A 16,782-nucleotide genomic window follows, 5' to 3' on the forward strand; every position below is an offset into this window, starting at 1 on the left:
ATGGTCCGCCACCTGCTCCGCGACGACGACCTGACCCCGGCCGAGCAGACCGAGGTCCTCGACCTCGCCGACCGGCTGAAGGCCGACCCGTTCGCCGAGCGTCCGCTGGCCGGGCCCCGCGCGGTGGGGGTCGTGTTCGACAAGTCCTCCACCCGCACCCGGGTGTCGTTCGAGGCCGGGATCACCCAGCTCGGCGGTACCGCGATCATCCTCGACGGCACCACCAGCCAGCTCGGGCGCGGCGAGACCATCTCCGACACCGCCCGTGTCCTGTCCCGCTACCTGGACGCGATCGTGTGGCGCACCAGCGGCCAGGAGCGGATCGAGGAGATGGCCTCCGTGGCGACCGTGCCGGTCGTCAACGCGCTGACCGACACGTTCCACCCGTGCCAGATCCTCGCGGACCTGCAGACGGTGCGGGAGCGGTTCGGCCGGCTCGCCGGGCTGACACTGACCTACCTGGGCGACGGGGCGAACAACATCGCCCACTCGCTGCTGCTGGGCGGGACCACCGCCGGGCTGCACGTGCGGATCGCCGCGCCCGCCGGGTTCACCCCGGACGACGAGGTGCTCCGCGACGCCAAGACCCGCGCCGAGCAGACCGGTGGGTCGGTGACCCTCGTCGCGGACCCGGCTGCCGCCGTCGTGGGGGCCGAGGTCCTGGTCACCGACACCTGGACCTCCATGGGGCAGGAGGACGACGGCCTCGACCGGGTCGCGCCCTTCCGGCCGTACCAGGTCGACGCCGCCCTGCTCGACCGTGCCGCGCCGGACGCGATCGTGCTGCACTGCCTGCCGGCCCACCGGGGCGACGAGATCACCGACGAGGTGCTCGACGGCCCGGCCAGCGCGGTCTGGGACGAGGCCGAGAACCGGTTGCACGCGCAGAAGGCGTTGCTCACCTGGCTCCTGCGGCATGCGTGAGTCCGACCGCGACCGCAGGAACCCGGTCAACCGGGCCCGACGGCACGCGGCCGTCATCGACGTGATCTGGAACCACGAGCTGAGCAGCCAGGTCGAGATCATCGGGCTGCTGCACCAGCAGCACGGCATCGAGACCACCCAGGCCACCCTCTCGCGTGACCTGGACGAGCTGGGGGCGGTCAAGCTCCGGGGGGCCGACGGCGGGCAGCCGGTCTACCGCATCCCGGAGGACGGCAGTCCCGTGCGCGGGGTGGAGGGCGGCACCGGGCGGCTGGCCCGGTTGCTGGGGGAGCTGCTGGTGTCCGCCGACGCGAGTGGGAACCTGGCCGTCCTGCGGACCCCGCCGGGTGCGGCGCACTACCTCGCGAGCGCTCTCGACCGGGCCGCGTTGCACGACGTCGTCGGCACCATCGCCGGTGACGACACGGTCATCGTGGTCGCCCGCGAGCCCCTCACCGGGGCGGAGCTGGCCGAGCGGCTGCAGGACCTGCCCCGGGGCGCCCACGCGGGTGCCGGGGCGCACGACGAACGAGAAGGAGACCCGACATGACCGACGCGGACCCCCGGCGGGACGCGGTCGCCGGTGGCGGAGCGCTGTGGGGCGGCCGGTTCGCGTCCGGTCCGGCCGACGCGCTCGCGGCCCTGTCGAAGTCCACCCACTTCGACTGGGCTCTGGCCCCCTACGACATCCGCGGCTCGTCGGCACACGCCCGGGTCCTGCACCGCGCCGGTCTGCTGACCGACGAGGAGCTGTCGGGCATGCACAAGGCGCTCGACGAGCTCGCCGCCGACGTGGCCTCCGGGGCGTTCGGCCCCGACCCGGGCGACGAGGACGTGCACACCGCGCTGGAGCGCGGCCTCATCGAGCGGGCGGGCGCCGACCTGGGCGGCAAGCTGCGGGCCGGGCGCTCGCGCAACGACCAGGTGGCCACCCAGTTCCGGATGTGGCTGCGCGGCGCGACCCGCCGCGTCGGCGCCGGAGTGCTCGACGTCGTCGAGGCCCTGGTCGCGCAGGCCGACGCGCACCCCGGCGCGGTGATGCCCGGCCGCACGCACCTGCAGCACGCGCAGCCCGTGCTGCTCGGCCACCAGCTCGCCGCCCACGCCCAGGCCCTGCTGCGCGACGTCGACCGGCTCGTCGACTGGGACCGGCGCAGCGCCTGGTCGCCCTACGGCTCCGGCGCGCTGGCCGGCTCGTCCCTCGGGCTGGACCCGGAGGCCGTCGCCGCCGAGCTGGGGTTCACCGGCTCCTCGGCCAACTCCATCGACGGGACCGCCGCGCGGGACTTCGCCGCCGAGGCGGCGTTCGTCCTCGCCATGATCGGGATCGACCTGTCGCGGCTGTCGGAGGAGATCATCCTCTGGGCCACGGCCGAGTTCGGCTACGTCACCCTCGACGACGCGTTCTCCACCGGCAGCTCGATCATGCCGCAGAAGAAGAACCCCGACGTCGCCGAGCTGGCCCGGGGCAAGTCCGGCCGGCTCGTCGGCAACCTGGCCGGGCTCATGACCACCCTCAAGGGGCTCCCGCTGGCCTACAACCGGGACCTGCAGGAGGACAAGGAGCCGCTGTTCGACTCGGTCGCGCAGCTGGAGCTCCTGCTCCCCGCGGTCGCCGGGATGGTGGCCACCCTGACCTTCCACACCGACCGGCTCGCCGAGCTCGCCCCGGCCGGGTTCACCCTCGCCACCGACGTCGCCGAGTGGCTCGTCCGGCAGGGTGTCCCGTTCCGGGTGGCGCACGAGGCGGCGGGCGGCTGCGTGCGCGCCGCCGAGGCCCGCGGGGTCGGGCTGGAGGACCTGACCGACGCCGAGCTGGCCGCCGTGCACCCCGCACTCGACCCGAGTGTCCGCGACGTACTGACCGTGGAAGGCTCCATCGCATCGCGGAACGCGCGCGGTGGGACGGCCGGCGACCGGGTCGCCGAGCAGCTCACCGACCTGCGTTCCGCGGTCGCAGCAGCGCGAGAGTTCACCGGAGGAACCGCATGACCGACCCTGCCGCAGCCTACGAGGAGCTGAAGGCCGCCGGCCTGAAGCTCGACCTGACGCGGGGCAAGCCGTCCGCGCAGCAGCTGGACCTGTCCCACGAGCTGCTCGGCCTGCCGGGCGCCGGGCAGTTCCGCGCGGCCGACGGCACCGACACCCGCAACTACGGCGGTGGCCAGGGTCTGCCCGAGCTGCGCGAGATCTTCGCGCCGTCGCTGCAGGTCCCGGTCGCGCAGCTGGTGGCGTCGAACAACTCCAGCCTCGAGCTGATGCACGACACACTCGTGCACGCCCTGCTGACCGCGCTGCCCGGCGCCCCGACCCGCTGGGTGGACGCCGGGCGGGTCGCGTTCATCGCGCCGGTCCCGGGCTACGACCGTCACTACGGTGTGTGCGAGCGGCTCGGCATCGACCTGGTGACCGTCGGCATGACCGCCGACGGCCCCGACATGGACGAGGTCGAGCGGCTCGTCGCCGACGACCCGTCGATCAAGGGCATCTGGTGCGTGCCGAAGTACTCCAACCCCGACGGCACCGTGTACTCCGACGAGGTCGTGCGCCGGCTGGCCGCGATGCCGACCGCGGCCCCGGACTTCCGGATCATGTGGGACAACGCCTACGCGGTGCACCACCTGACCACCGAGGAGGTCGAGATCGCCGACGTCCTCACGCTGGCCGCCGAGGCGGGCAACCCGGACCGGCCGTTCGTCTTCGGGTCCACCTCGAAGATCACTCTCGCCGGTGCGGGCGTCGCGTTCTTCGGTGCCTCGCAGGCCAACGTCGACTGGTGGCTGAAGCTGGCGTCGAAGAAGACGATCGGGCCGGACAAGGTGAACCACCTGCGGCACGCGTTGTTCCTGAAGGACGCCGCCGGGCTGCGGGCACACATGGCCGCGCACCGTGAGCTGATCGCACCGAAGTTCGCGGCGGTCGACCGGCTGCTGTCCGAGGCGTTCTCAGACGTCGAGGGCGTGTCCTGGACGAAGCCACGGGGCGGCTACTTCGTGAGCCTCACCGTCCCGGACGGCCTCGCCTCGGAGGTCGTGCGCCTGGCCAAGGACGCCGGGGTCGTCCTGACCCCGGCCGGAGCGACGCACCCCTACGGCAAGGACCCGCAGGACGCGACGATCCGTCTCGCCCCGACGCTGCCCCCGCTCGACGAGGTCGAGAAGGCCATGGCCGGTGTCGTGACCTGCGTGCAGCTGGCGCTCGCGCGCCGCTGATGCCCGAGCAGCACACTGCGGGGCCCGGCCGGGACGACCGGCCGGGCCCCGTCCCTCTGCTGGACCGGTCCGAGCTGGCGGTCGACGTCCTGCCCGCCGCCGCACGACTGCTCGGGTGCGTCCTGGAGGCCGACACCCCCGACGGCACCGTCGCGGTGCGGCTGGTCGAGGTGGAGGCCTACCGGAGCCGCGAGGATCCGGCGTCGCACTGCTACCGCGGCCGGACCGCACGCAACGGGGTGATGTTCGGCCCGCCCGGTCATCTGTACGTCTACTTCGTCTACGGCATGCACTTCTGCGCGAACGTCTCGTGCCTCACCGAGGGCGAGCCGGGTGCGGTCCTGTTGCGGGGCGGCGAGCTGCTCACCGACCCGGGGGTCGCGCGGGAGCGCCGACCCACCGCCCGTCGCGACGCCGACCTGGCCCGGGGGCCCGCGCGGCTGGCCGCGCTGCTCGGGCTGCACCGCGAGGACGACGGCACCGACGTCACCGACCCCGCCTCACGGGTACGGCTGCGCGCCGGTGCGCCGGTGGCCACCGAGCGGATCCGGACCGGACCCCGGGTGGGCGTGGCCGCCGCGGCCGAGCTGCCCTGGCGGTACTGGGTCGACGGCTCACCCGCGGTCAGCCCCTACCGGGCGGGGACACGCCGTCGTCGGAGCGCGTGAGCCACCCGCGTGCACGGGCCACGACGGCCCGACCAAGATGGGCACCGTGGGTACCGACATCCTCGACGACCTGGAGTGGCGCGGCCTGATCGCGCAGAGCACCGACCGCGACGCGCTCGCGAAGGAGCTCGCCGCCGACGAACCGGTGTCGATCTATGCGGGCTTCGACCCGACCGCGTCGAGCCTGCACGCCGGACACCTGATCCCGATGCTGACCCTGCGCCGCTTCCAGGAGGCCGGACACCGTCCGGTCATCCTCGCCGGCGGGGCGACCGGGATGATCGGGGACCCGCGCGACGTGGGGGAGCGGACGCTCAACGACGCCTCGACCGTGGCCGACTGGACGACGATCATCCGGGGCCAGCTCGAGCGGTTCGTGTCCTTCGACGACGGGCCGACCGGCGCCGTGGCGGTCAACAACCTGGACTGGACCGGGCAGCAGACCGTCCTGGAGTTCCTGCGTGACCTGGGCAAGCACTTCCCGGTCAGCACGATGATCTCGCGGGACACGGTGAAGCGCCGTCTCGCCGCAGACGGGATGTCCTACACCGAGTTCAGCTACCTGCTCCTGCAGGCCCAGGACTACCTGCACCTGTACCGCGAGCTCGGGGTGCGGCTGCAGATCGGCGGGTCCGACCAGTGGGGCAACATCATCGGTGGTGTCGACCTCGTCCGGCGGGTCACCGGCGACCACGTCCACGCGCTGACCCTGCAGCTGGTCACCGACTCCGAGGGCCGCAAGTTCGGCAAGTCCACCGGGGGCGGCAACGTCTGGCTGGACCCGGAACGCACCTCGCCCTACGCCTGGTACCAGTACTTCGTGAACGTCGCCGACGCCGACGCGATCACCTACCTGAAGCTGTTCACCTTCCTCGACCGCGCCGAGATCGAGGCACTGGAGACCGAGCTCGCCGAGAAGCCGCACCTGCGTGGCGCGCAACGACGCCTCGCCGCCGAGCTCACGACGCTGGTGCACGGCGAGGAGCAGACCCGGCAGGTGACGACGGCGAGCCAGGCGCTGTTCGGCCGGGCCGAGCTCGGCGACCTGGACGCGGCCACTCTCGGCGCCGCGCTCGCCGAGGTGCCGACCGCCGACGCCGGCCCGGGCGACACGATCGTCGACCTGCTCGTCGCCACCGGCCTGACCGACAGCAAGGGCGCCGCGCGTCGTGCCGTGAAGGAGGGCGGTGCGTACGTCAACAACGTCAAGATCGTCGACGAGGAGTGGGTCCCGGACGCCGGGAGCGTCCTCGCCGGCGGCTGGCTGGTCGTGCGGCGCGGGAAGCGCAACCTCGCCGGAGTCCGGGTCGGATCGGCCTGACCGGCCTCTGACCTGCGAGAACGACGTCCGGGTACCCCCCTGTGAAACGCCTCCGGGCCGTCCTGTAACTTTCTCGTTGTCGCCAGGACGGGACGGACGAGAGCGAGACCGGCCGCAAGGCCAGGGACGCGGATCCGGCCCGGAGGCGACGGCCCAGGAAGTCCACTTCGGTGGTCATCCGGCCGCCCGGAGTAAGGCTTGACGCTGGTCTCCGGTACACGTAGTATAAGAAAGTTGCCTCCTTGCAGAGGTGACTCTGACGCCCCGGGGCGACGGCCAGCAGGTCCGGTCCTCGAGTGCGGGTGTCTTTTGAGAACTCAACAGTGTGCCGAGCTATTTTTATTCGGTTTGGCGTATTTGTGCCAAATTGTGGTTGCAGCATTCGACCCCGTCGGGTGTTGTGGCCAGTTGTTTGTTTGTCAGGGTTTTGTTGGAGAGTTTGATCCTGGCTCAGGACGAACGCTGGCGGCGTGCTTAACACATGCAAGTCGAGCGGTAAGGCCCTTTCGGGGGTACACGAGCGGCGAACGGGTGAGTAACACGTGGGTGACCTGCCCTCCACTCTGGGATAAGCCCGGGAAACTGGGTCTAATACCGGATAGGACCATTGATCGCATGGTTGGTGGTGGAAAGTTTTTTCGGTGGGGGATGGGCCTGCGGCCTATCAGCTTGTTGGTGGGGTGATGGCCTACCAAGGCGGTGACGGGTAGCCGGCCTGAGAGGGCGACCGGCCACACTGGGACTGAGACACGGCCCAGACTCCTACGGGAGGCAGCAGTGGGGAATATTGCGCAATGGGCGGAAGCCTGACGCAGCGACGCCGCGTGGGGGATGACGGCCTTCGGGTTGTAAACCTCTTTCGCCAGGGACGAAGAGCAATTGACGGTACCTGGAGAAGAAGCACCGGCCAACTACGTGCCAGCAGCCGCGGTAACACGTAGGGTGCGAGCGTTGTCCGGAATTATTGGGCGTAAAGAGCTCGTAGGCGGTGTGTCGCGTCGGCCGTGAAAACTTGGGGCTTAACTCTGAGCGTGCGGTCGATACGGGCATCACTTGAGTTCGGCAGGGGAGACTGGAATTCCTGGTGTAGCGGTGAAATGCGCAGATATCAGGAGGAACACCGGTGGCGAAGGCGGGTCTCTGGGCCGATACTGACGCTGAGGAGCGAAAGCGTGGGGAGCGAACAGGATTAGATACCCTGGTAGTCCACGCCGTAAACGTTGGGCGCTAGGTGTGGGGACCATTCCACGGTTTCTGTGCCGCAGCTAACGCATTAAGCGCCCCGCCTGGGGAGTACGGCCGCAAGGCTAAAACTCAAAGGAATTGACGGGGGCCCGCACAAGCGGCGGAGCATGTGGATTAATTCGATGCAACGCGAAGAACCTTACCTGGGTTTGACATGCACCAGACATCCCTAGAGATAGGGATTCCCTTGTGGTTGGTGTGCAGGTGGTGCATGGCTGTCGTCAGCTCGTGTCGTGAGATGTTGGGTTAAGTCCCGCAACGAGCGCAACCCTTGTTCCATGTTGCCAGCACGTAATGGTGGGGACTCATGGGAGACTGCCGGGGTCAACTCGGAGGAAGGTGGGGATGACGTCAAGTCATCATGCCCCTTATGTCCAGGGCTTCACACATGCTACAATGGCTCATACAGAGGGCTGCGAGACCGTGAGGTGGAGCGAATCCCTTAAAGTGAGTCTCAGTTCGGATCGGGGTCTGCAACTCGACCCCGTGAAGTTGGAGTCGCTAGTAATCGCAGATCAGCAACGCTGCGGTGAATACGTTCCCGGGCCTTGTACACACCGCCCGTCACGTCACGAAAGTTGGTAACACCCGAAGCCGGCGGCCCAACCCTTGTGGAGGGAGCTGTCGAAGGTGGGACTGGCGATTGGGACGAAGTCGTAACAAGGTAGCCGTACCGGAAGGTGCGGCTGGATCACCTCCTTTCTAAGGAGTCCCATCATGTGATGGGGCACCACAATACTCTGTGAGTTCTGCTCATAAGGTGTCTGTGGTTCCTTCATTGAATCGCATTTGCGGCCCCGTTCGTGGGTCGGGTGCGTTGGGTGGAACGCAGGTCGTCGGACCGTTTGGCTTGGCACACTGTTGGGTCCTGAGGGGACACCCCGAGGTTCTTCGGAGCTGTGGGTTGTTTTCTTTGGCCGCTCAGGTTGAGGGTTGTCCTAACGCCCCGGTTGGTTCCGGGTGTGGTGGCTTCTTCTTGGTCTGGTGTGGTTGTGGGTTGAGTGTTGCATAGTGGATGCGAGCATCTTGTTGTGGTCAAGTTGTTAAGAGCACATGGTGGATGCCTGGGCATCAGGAGCCGATGAAGGACGTGGGAGGCCGCGATAGGCCTCGGGGAGCTGTCAACCGAGCTGTGATCCGAGGGTGTCCGAATGGGGAAACCCAGCGCCCGTCATGGGGCGTTACCCGTACCTGAATTCATAGGGTGCGTGGAGGGAACGTGGGGAAGTGAAACATCTCAGTACCCACAGGAAGAGAAAACAATAGTGATTCCGTGAGTAGTGGCGAGCGAAAGCGGAAGAGGCTAAACCGTGTCCGTGTCAAGCCGGCAGGTGTTGCGGGTGCGGGGTTGTGAGACGTGTCGTTCATCTTCTGCCGAGGATGGGACAGCAAGAGCCGGTGTTAGCGGAACGACTCTGGGATGGTCGGCCGTAGTGGGTGATAGCCCCGTACGCGAAAATGTCTGGTTCTGTTGTGGGCGTGTTCTCGAGTAGCAGCGAGCCCGTGAAATTCGCTGTGAATCTGGCGGGACCACCCGTCAAGCCTAAATACTACCTGATGACCGATAGCGGACAAGTACCGTGAGGGAAAGGTGAAAAGTACCCCGGGAGGGGAGTGAAATAGTACCTGAAACCGTGTGCTTACAAGCCGTCAGAGCCTTGAGTCTTCGGACGGGGTGATGGCGTGCCTTTTGAAGAATGAGCCTGCGAGTTATGCTTCGTGGCGAGGTTAACCTGTGTGGGGTAGCCGTAGCGAAAGCGAGTCCGAATAGGGCGTTGTAGTCGCGGGGTGTAGACCCGAAGCGGAGTGATCTACCCATGGCCAGGGTGAAGCGTCGGTAAGACGTCGTGGAGGCCCGAACCCACCAGGGTTGAAAACCTGGGGGATGAGCTGTGGGTAGGGGTGAAAGGCCAATCAAACTTCGTGATAGCTGGTTCTCCCCGAAATGCATTTAGGTGCAGCGTCGTGTGTTTCTTACCGGAGGTAGAGCACTGGATGGCCTAGGGGGCCGACAAGCTTACCGAAGTCAGCCAAACTCCGAATGCCGGTGAGTGAGAGCGCGGCAGTGAGACTGCGGGGGATAAGCTTCGTGGTCGAGAGGGAAACAGCCCAGATCACCGGCTAAGGCCCCTAAGCGTGCGCTAAGTGGGAAAGGATGTGGGATCGCCCGGACAGCCAGGAGGTTGGCTTAGAAGCAGCCACCCTTGAAAGAGTGCGTAATAGCTCACTGGTCAAGTGGTCCTGCGCCGACAATGTAGCGGGGCTCAAGCGCACCGCCGAAGCCGTGGCAATGACACTGTTGTGTTGTTGGGTAGGGGAGCGTCCTGCATCTGGTGAAGCCCGGGAGTGATTTACGGGTGGAGGGTGTGGGAGTGAGAATGCAGGCATGAGTAGCGAATGCAGAGTGAGAATCTCTGCCGCCGGATGACCAAGGGTTCCTGGGCCAGGTTGTTCCGCCCAGGGTGAGCCGGGACCTAAGGCGAGGCCGTCAGGCGTAGTCGATGGACAACGGGTTGATATTCCCGTGCTCGTGATAGTGCGTCCATGCCGAGGCCGGTGATGCTAACCATCCGAACCCACCTTCGCTCCTTCGGGAGTGTTGTTTGTGGGGGAGCGTGGGATCCGATCTGGTAGTAGGTAAGTGATGGGGTGACGCAGGAGGGTAGCTCCGCCACGCGGTGGTTGTCGTGGTGTAAGCCTGTAGCCTGATTTCCTAGGTAAATCCGGGGGATCGTGAAGGGTGAGAGGTGATGCGTAGCCGATTGAGGCGAAGAGAGTGATCCCATGCTGTCGAGAAAAGCCTCTAGCGAGTGCTGTTGCGGCCCGTACCCCAAACCGACACAGGTGGTCAGGTAGAGAATACCGAGGCGATCGAGCGAACTGTGGTTAAGGAATTCGGCAAAATACCTCCGTAACTTCGGGAGAAGGAGGGCCGGTTGTCTTGAGGCTCCTTGCGGGCTAGGGACGGCCGGTCGCAGAGACCAGGCCCAAGCGACTGTTTACTAAAAACACAGGTCCGTGCGAAGTCGCAAGACGATGTATACGGACTGACGCCTGCCCGGTGCTGGAACGTTAAGAGGACCTGTTAGCTCCTTCGGGGTCGAAGCGGAGAATTTAAGCGCCAGTAAACGGCGGTGGTAACTATAACCATCCTAAGGTAGCGAAATTCCTTGTCGGGTAAGTTCCGACCTGCACGAATGGCGTAACGACTTGGGCGCTGTCTCGACCACAGACTCGGCGAAATTGCACTACGAGTAAAGATGCTCGTTACGCGCGGCAGGACGGAAAGACCCCGGGACCTTTACTATAGCTTGGTATTGATGCTCGGTTCGGCTTGTGTAGGATAGGTGGGAGACTGTGAAATCATCACGCCAGTGGTGGTGGAGTCGTTGTTGAAATACCACTCTGGTCGAATTGGGTGTCTTAACCTCGGGCCATGATCTGGTTCAGGGACAGTGCCTGGTGGGTAGTTTAACTGGGGCGGTTGCCTCCCAAAGAGTAACGGAGGCGCCCAAAGGTTCCCTCAGCCTGGTTGGCAATCAGGTGTTGAGTGTAAGTGCACAAGGGAGCTTGACTGTGAGACTGACGGGTCGAGCAGGGACGAAAGTCGGGACTAGTGATCCGGCACCACCTTGTGGAAGGGGTGTCGCTCAACGGATAAAAGGTACCCCGGGGATAACAGGCTGATCTTGCCCAAGAGTCCATATCGACGGCATGGTTTGGCACCTCGATGTCGGCTCGTCGCATCCTGGGGCTGGAGTAGGTCCCAAGGGTTGGGCTGTTCGCCCATTAAAGCGGTACGCGAGCTGGGTTTAGAACGTCGTGAGACAGTTCGGTCCCTATCCGCCGCGCGCGTTGGAGACTTGAGGAAGGCTGTCCCTAGTACGAGAGGACCGGGACGGACGAACCTCTGGTGTGCCAGTTGTCCCGCCAGGGGCACGGCTGGTTGGCTATGTTCGGGAGGGATAACCGCTGAAGGCATCTAAGCGGGAAGCCTGTTCCAAGATGAGGTCTCCCACCACCTTTGAGTGGGTAAGGCTCCCAGGAGATGACTGGGTTGATAGGCCGGAGATGGAAGCCTTGTGAGGGGTGGAGTTGACCGGTACTAATAGGCCGAGGGCTTGCCACAACGAGTTGTTCGCATCCACTGTGTGACCCTGAGCTCACAACCCTGTGCGGGTTGTGTGTTCGTTGGTCCCCCACCCGTTTTTGTGGTGGGGTTTGTTGAATAGTGTTGTCGGTGGTCATTGCGGTAGGGAAACGCCCGGTCCCATTCCGAACCCGGTAGCTAAGCCTTCCTGCGCCGATGGTACTGCACTCGCCAGGGTGTGGGAGAGTAGGTCGCCGCCGACATTCAACCTCTGAAAGGGGAGTCCGCAACGGTGTAGAAGCCGCTGTGGACTCCCCTTTTTTCGTGTTTCTGCAGCCGTGTCCGCCGCGCTGCGCGGACCGGTTAGCCCAGTGCGGTCGCCGACCGCGGAAGTGACGGTGTTCGTTTGTACCCTGACCATGTGACGGACGGGGATCGTCCCGGCAACGGCCGGGCAGGCGAAGAGCGCGGATCGCGCCACGGGTCGGGGTGGTCGCGCCACGACGACCAGCGGGGACGGCGCCGCGACGGCGACGACCGCACGCGTCGCGACGACCGGGGCAACCGCAGTGGCGGCGACCGGTCGCGGGACGACCGGGGACGTCCGGGCGAGCGCCGCACCGAGGGCCGCTCCTGGTCCGACCGGGGCGGACGCGACACCGGCGGACGCGAGACCGGCCGGCGCGAGGGCGGCTTCCGCAGCGACGGCCGCTCCGACCGCGGTCCGCGTCGCGACGACGACCGTCGCCCCGCCCGTGACGAGGACCGTCGTTCCGGTGGCACCGGCCGGCGTGACGCGTTCCGGGGTGGACGTGACGACCGTGGTGGCCGGCCGTCCACGGGCCGCGACGACCGCCGTCCCTACCGGGACCGTGACGACCGTGGCCCCCGTCCGCCGCGCGACGACGACCGCGGCGGACGCTCGTTCCGGGACCGCGAGGACCGCGCCGGCCGTCCCTCCTCCGGCCGTGAGGACCGTGGTGGCCGCTCGTTCTCCGGTCGCGACGACCGTGGCGGTCGTTCCTTCTCCGGCCGTGACGACCGCGGGGGACGTCCGTCCGAGGACCGTGACGGCCGTTCCTCCGGCAGCCGTGACGACCGCGGTGCCCGCCCCTTCCGTAATCGCGAGGACCGCGGTGGCCGTCCGCCCCGTGACCGCGACGAGCGGGGGGCACGTCCGTCCGGGGACCGCGGTGCCCGTTCGTTCCGGGACCGTGACGACCGTGGCCCCCGTCCGCAGCGCGACGACGACCGTGGTGCGCGTCCGTACCGGGACCGTGCGCCCCGCGGTCGCGACGACCGGCGCAGCCAGTCCCGGGACAGCGTGGACCGCCCGTACCGCGCCCGGGAGGAGCGCCCGTCGCAGGACCGCCGGTCCGAGCGGTCCGCGGCCGTCGAGCCCCAGGACGTCGCGCAGCGGGACGCCGTGCCGGACGAGCCGGCCGGTGACGCGCCTGTCGTGACGCCGTCGACGACCGGGACGCGGGAGTCGCCCGGTGCGACCGGTCGCATCGGCTCCGACACCGCCACCGGGGTTGCGGACACCTCGCCCGCGGAGGCGGTGGGCGAGCCGGTCGCCCGCGACGAGCGCGCCGACGACGCGGGCGACACGGGCCGCGCCGCGACCGACGCCCCCGTGACCGACGCCCCCGTGACGGACTCCCGTGGGGCCGGTACCGAGGCCGACCTCGTGGACCGCGCCGTGACCGCCCCGGGCAGCACCGCGGCCGACGGCGACACCGTCGACGGTCCCCGCGGGAACCGTGCCGAGCGTTCCGGCGGGCACGACGAGCGTCGCCCGCTCCGTGACCGGGACGACCGTGGACCGCGCCGGGAGCGCGACGACCGTGGCCCGCGCGGCGGCCGGGACGACCGTGGCCCCCGCTCCGGCCGCGACGACCCCAGGCGTGACGACCGCAGGCGCGACGACCGGGGCCGGAACGACCGTGGCCGCGACGACCGTGGCCGTGACGACCGTCGTGGTCGCGACGACCGCCCACGGCGCGCCATCCCGGAGTCGGCCGAGCGGACGTTCGTCGCCGAGCCGGACCTGCCGGACTCGGTGTCGGCCGCCGAACTGGACCCGAGCGTGCGCCGCGACCTGCGCGGGCTGCAGAAGGAGACCGCCGAGGTCGTGGCCCGGCACCTCGTCGCCGCGGGCCTGCTCGTCGACGAGGACGCGGAGCAGGCGCTCGAGCACGTGCGTTACGCACGGCGCCGGGCGTCGCGGATCGCCGTGGTGCGCGAGGCCGCCGGGATCGTCGCCTACCACGCCGGCGAGTGGAACGAGGCCCTCGGCGAGTTCCGCGCCGCGCGCCGGATGGGCGGCGGTCCGGGGCACGTCCACGTGATGGCCGACATCGAGCGTGCGCTCGGTCGTCCCGAGCGTGCTCTCGACCTCGCCCGCAGCCCGGAGGCCCGCGACCTCGGCCACGAGGAGCGCATCGAGCTGCTCATCGTGGCCGCGGGCGCCCGCCGCGATCTCGGCGAAGCCGCCGCCGCCGTCGTCGGACTCCAGGTCCCCGAGCTCGATGCGGCCCGCCGCGACCCCTGGAGCGCACGGCTGTTCTACGCCTACGCCGACAACCTGCTCGCCGCGGGCCGCGACTCCGAGGCCGTGCAGTGGTTCGTGCACGCCCACGACGCCGACCGGCACCGGGAGACCGACGCCGCCGCGCGGATCGCCGAGTTGACCGGGGACGAGCTCGAGGGGGCCGACGACGAGCTGACCGTCGGGTGGGAGGACGTGCCCCCGGCCGCCGACGACCACGACGCGGCAGACCCCGCCGCGGAAGCGGCGCAGCCCGTGCGGACCGACACCGCGGGCGACGACACCGCGGGCGACGACACCGCGGGCGACGACACGCCCCGGACCGGCATCCCGGACGTCGACCGGACCGGTGCGACCTCCGGGGACGCGACGGACGGGGGTCGGGAGGACACCGACCGGACCGACGCGGACGTCGCGGTCGGGGAGCCGGACGCCCCCCGCAGCGCGCCGGACGCCGGGACCGGCGACCGGTGACCGACGACCTGCTGTCCCGCCACGACGTCCTCCTGGCCGACCTCGACGGCACCCTGTACCGGGGCCCCGAGGTCGTGCCGGGGGCCGTCGAGGCGGTGCTCGGGGCCGCGGACCGCGGGGTGCCCACGGTCTACGTCACCAACAACGCCTCCCGCAGTCCCGCCGACGTCGCCGCACACCTCGCCGAGCTGGGTTTCCCGGCCCGCGTCGAGGACGTCCGGACCAGCTCGCAGGCCGCGGCCGCGATGCTGGCCGAGCAGCTCCCGCCGGGGGCGCGGGTGCTGGTCGTCGGGACCTCGGCGCTGGCCGAGGAGGTCCGGGCCCGCGGACTGGTCGTGCTCGACGTCGCCGAGGGCGCGGACGCCGTCGTCCAGGGACATTCGCCCGACACCGGGTGGCGGATCCTGGCCGAGGCGGTCGTCGCCGTCCGTGCCGGGGCGCTGTGGGTGGCCTCCAACGTCGACCCCACCCTGCCCACCGACCGCGGGGCGCTGCCCGGCAACGGCTCGATGGTCCAGGTCGTGCGGACCGCGACCGGTGCCCGGCCGCAGGTGGCGGGCAAGCCCGCCGCGCGGTTGCTGCGTGAGGCGAGCGGGGCCGCGCGGTCCCCGCTCGTCATCGGGGACCGGCTCGACACCGACATCGAGGGTGCCGATGCGATGGGCGCGCCGTCGTTGATGGTGCTGACCGGAGTCAGCGGCGCGGCCGAGCTGCTGGCTGCCACGCCGGCGCTGCGGCCCACCTACATCGGCGCCGATCTCGCCGCGCTCACCCGGGCCGCGGACGAGCTGGCGCCCGGTCCGCGGCCCGGCTGGGACGTGCGCGCCGACGGCGACACCCTCGTCCTGTCCGGGGACGGGGGTGGTCACGAGCCCGCCGTGGACGCGCTGCGTGCCCTGTGCGTCGTCGCCTGGGAGCAGGGCGTCGCGGACGTGCGGGCCGACGGTGCCGCCGCCGTCACGGCGCTGGCGGATCTCGGCCTGGCGGAGCGCCCGGGGCGGTGACGGCGCTCCCGACCGATGTCGGGACCGTCGGCTACCGTGGCGTCAGAACCCCGTCCCCGGAGATCATCCATGAGCGTTCCCGCACCCGGACCCCGTCCGGGCGACCCGCGGCCCGAGCAGGACCGTCCGGTCGCGGCCCTGCGTGCCGAGGTCGATGCGGCCGTCGCGGCGCTCGACGCGCTGGACGACCGTCCGGTCGCCGAGCACCCCGCTGCCTTCGAGCGGGTGCACGCCGCGCTCGGTCGTGCGCTGAGCGCCGGCTCGGAACGGGAGTGACGATGGGCCCCGTCCGTGCCCGGCTCGACGCCGAACTGGTCCGCCGCAAGCTCGCCCGGTCCCGTGGCCAGGCCGCCGAGCTGATCGCGGCCGGCCGGGTCGTCGTCAACGGCATGCCCGCGGCGAAGCCCGCCACCGTGGTGGACCGGGACGCGCCGGTCCTCGTCCGCCCGGACGACGACGGCGAGCCCGACTGGGCCTCCCGGGGCGCCAGGAAGCTGCTGGGCGCCCTCGACGCGTTCACCGGCGTCGAGCCCGCCGGGCGGCGCTGTCTCGACGCGGGCGCCTCCACCGGGGGCTTCACGGACGTGCTGCTCACCCGTGGGGCCGCGGAGGTCGTCGCCGTCGACGTCGGGTACGGCCAGCTGGTGTGGCGGCTGCAGTCCGACGAGCGCGTCCACGTGCACGACCGCACCAACGTCCGGGCCCTCGAACCGGAGCAGATCGGCGGGACGGTCGACCTGACCGTCGCCGACCTGTCGTTCATCTCGCTGCGCACCGTGCTGCCGGCCCTCGCCGCCTGCACCGCGCCCGGAGGCGACCTGCTGCCCATGGTGAAGCCACAGTTCGAGGTCGGGAAGGACCGGCTCGGGTCGGGCGGGGTCGTGCGTGACCCCGGCCTGCGCACCGAGGCGCTGCACGGCGTCGCGACCGCCGCCGCGTCGGCCGGTCTGCTCGTCCTCGGAGCGACCGCGAGCCCGCTGCCCGGCCCGTCGGGCAACGTCGAGTACTTCCTGCACCTGCGCCGCCCCGTCGACGGTCCGTCCGGCGACGCCCCCGAGCGGCCGGACCTGGCGCCGATGCTCGCCGCCGCGGTCGCGGTCGGCCCCGCATGAGGGACATCCTGCTGGTCCTGCACACCGGGCGGCCGACCAACCGCAAGACCGCGCTGCACGTGATGGGTGAGCTCGGACGACTCGGCCTGCGCACCCGGGTTGCTCGCCGACGAGTGGGCCGAACTCCGCCGGTCGGACCCGGACGTGCGCCGCGGGTTTCGAACCCGTCCCGGTCCCCGGG

The 16,782-nt window shown here is 69.4% G+C and carries 10 protein-coding genes and 3 rRNA genes; all 13 read left to right on the forward strand.

The genetic code is table 11. The features are described from left to right. The 13 genes from argF (at position 1) to KPF47_RS08155 (ending at position 16,601) form a co-directional block, all read left to right on the forward strand. The gene (gene argF, locus KPF47_RS08095; RefSeq protein ID WP_224387897.1) at positions 1-924 is read left to right on the forward strand and encodes an ornithine carbamoyltransferase; all 924 of its coding nucleotides are present in this window, start codon (positions 1-3) and stop codon (positions 922-924) included. Then, complete coding sequence (locus KPF47_RS08100; protein WP_224387898.1) at positions 917-1,474, forward strand: arginine repressor; 558 nt, start codon at positions 917-919, stop codon at positions 1,472-1,474. Before argF ends, KPF47_RS08100 begins: the two co-directional genes overlap by 8 nt. Continuing rightward, positions 1,471-2,916: an argininosuccinate lyase gene (argH, locus tag KPF47_RS08105; RefSeq protein WP_224387899.1), complete on the forward strand. Its 1,446-nt coding sequence runs from the start codon at positions 1,471-1,473 to the stop codon at positions 2,914-2,916. The genes KPF47_RS08100 and argH overlap by 4 nt, the downstream gene beginning before the upstream one ends. Beyond that, positions 2,913-4,136, forward strand: a complete 1,224-nt coding sequence (locus KPF47_RS08110; RefSeq protein ID WP_224387900.1) for an aminotransferase class I/II-fold pyridoxal phosphate-dependent enzyme — start codon at positions 2,913-2,915, stop codon at positions 4,134-4,136. The genes argH and KPF47_RS08110 overlap by 4 nt, the downstream gene beginning before the upstream one ends. Next, positions 4,136-4,804 (forward strand): DNA-3-methyladenine glycosylase, encoded by a 669-nt coding sequence (locus tag KPF47_RS08115; protein ID WP_224387901.1) that lies wholly within the window; start codon positions 4,136-4,138, stop codon positions 4,802-4,804. Before KPF47_RS08110 ends, KPF47_RS08115 begins: the two co-directional genes overlap by 1 nt. A gap of 37 nt (positions 4,805-4,841) precedes the next feature. Continuing rightward, entirely contained in the window at positions 4,842-6,125 is a 1,284-nt protein-coding gene (tyrS, locus tag KPF47_RS08120) for a tyrosine--tRNA ligase (protein WP_255659328.1), read from the forward strand. A gap of 427 nt (positions 6,126-6,552) precedes the next feature. Beyond that, positions 6,553-8,072, forward strand: a 16S ribosomal RNA gene (locus KPF47_RS08125). Positions 8,073-8,403: 331 nt separating this feature from the next. Beyond that, positions 8,404-11,499, forward strand: a 23S ribosomal RNA gene (locus KPF47_RS08130). Positions 11,500-11,606: 107 nt separating this feature from the next. Continuing rightward, positions 11,607-11,723, forward strand: a 5S ribosomal RNA gene (gene rrf / locus KPF47_RS08135). Together the 16S, 23S and 5S rRNA genes form the textbook arrangement of a ribosomal RNA operon. Positions 11,724-11,881: 158 nt before the next feature. After that, the gene (locus KPF47_RS08140) at positions 11,882-14,485 is read left to right on the forward strand and encodes a hypothetical protein (RefSeq protein WP_224387903.1); all 2,604 of its coding nucleotides are present in this window, start codon (positions 11,882-11,884) and stop codon (positions 14,483-14,485) included. After that, positions 14,482-15,489 carry an HAD-IIA family hydrolase gene (locus tag KPF47_RS08145; protein ID WP_224387904.1) on the forward strand — a complete coding sequence of 336 codons (1,008 nt, stop codon included), beginning with the start codon at positions 14,482-14,484 and terminating at the stop codon, positions 15,487-15,489. Before KPF47_RS08140 ends, KPF47_RS08145 begins: the two co-directional genes overlap by 4 nt. Positions 15,490-15,558: 69 nt before the next feature. Then, complete coding sequence (locus KPF47_RS08150) at positions 15,559-15,765, forward strand: hypothetical protein (RefSeq protein WP_020622954.1); 207 nt, start codon at positions 15,559-15,561, stop codon at positions 15,763-15,765. Positions 15,766-15,767: 2 nt separating this feature from the next. Then, entirely contained in the window at positions 15,768-16,601 is an 834-nt protein-coding gene (locus KPF47_RS08155) for a TlyA family RNA methyltransferase (RefSeq protein WP_224387905.1), read from the forward strand. The last annotated feature ends 181 nt before the right edge of the window (positions 16,602-16,782 follow it).

It is taken from the genome of Pseudonocardia sp. ICBG1293, from assembly GCF_020131355.1.
GTDB lineage: Bacteria > Actinomycetota > Actinomycetes > Mycobacteriales > Pseudonocardiaceae > Pseudonocardia.

Bases quoted from the DNA above. Each gene is read 5' to 3' on its own strand.
- argF (WP_224387897.1), top strand. From the start codon at position 1: ATGGTCCGCCACCTGCTCCGCGACGACGACCTGACCCCGGCCGAGCAG.
- KPF47_RS08100 (WP_224387898.1), top strand. From the start codon at position 917: ATGCGTGAGTCCGACCGCGACCGCAGGAACCCGGTCAACCGGGCCCGA.
- argH (WP_224387899.1), top strand. From the start codon at position 1,471: ATGACCGACGCGGACCCCCGGCGGGACGCGGTCGCCGGTGGCGGAGCG.
- KPF47_RS08110 (WP_224387900.1), top strand. From the start codon at position 2,913: ATGACCGACCCTGCCGCAGCCTACGAGGAGCTGAAGGCCGCCGGCCTG.
- KPF47_RS08115 (WP_224387901.1), top strand. From the start codon at position 4,136: ATGCCCGAGCAGCACACTGCGGGGCCCGGCCGGGACGACCGGCCGGGC.
- tyrS (WP_255659328.1), top strand. From the start codon at position 4,842: ATGGGCACCGTGGGTACCGACATCCTCGACGACCTGGAGTGGCGCGGC.
- KPF47_RS08150 (WP_020622954.1), top strand. From the start codon at position 15,559: ATGAGCGTTCCCGCACCCGGACCCCGTCCGGGCGACCCGCGGCCCGAG.
- KPF47_RS08155 (WP_224387905.1), top strand. From the start codon at position 15,768: ATGGGCCCCGTCCGTGCCCGGCTCGACGCCGAACTGGTCCGCCGCAAG.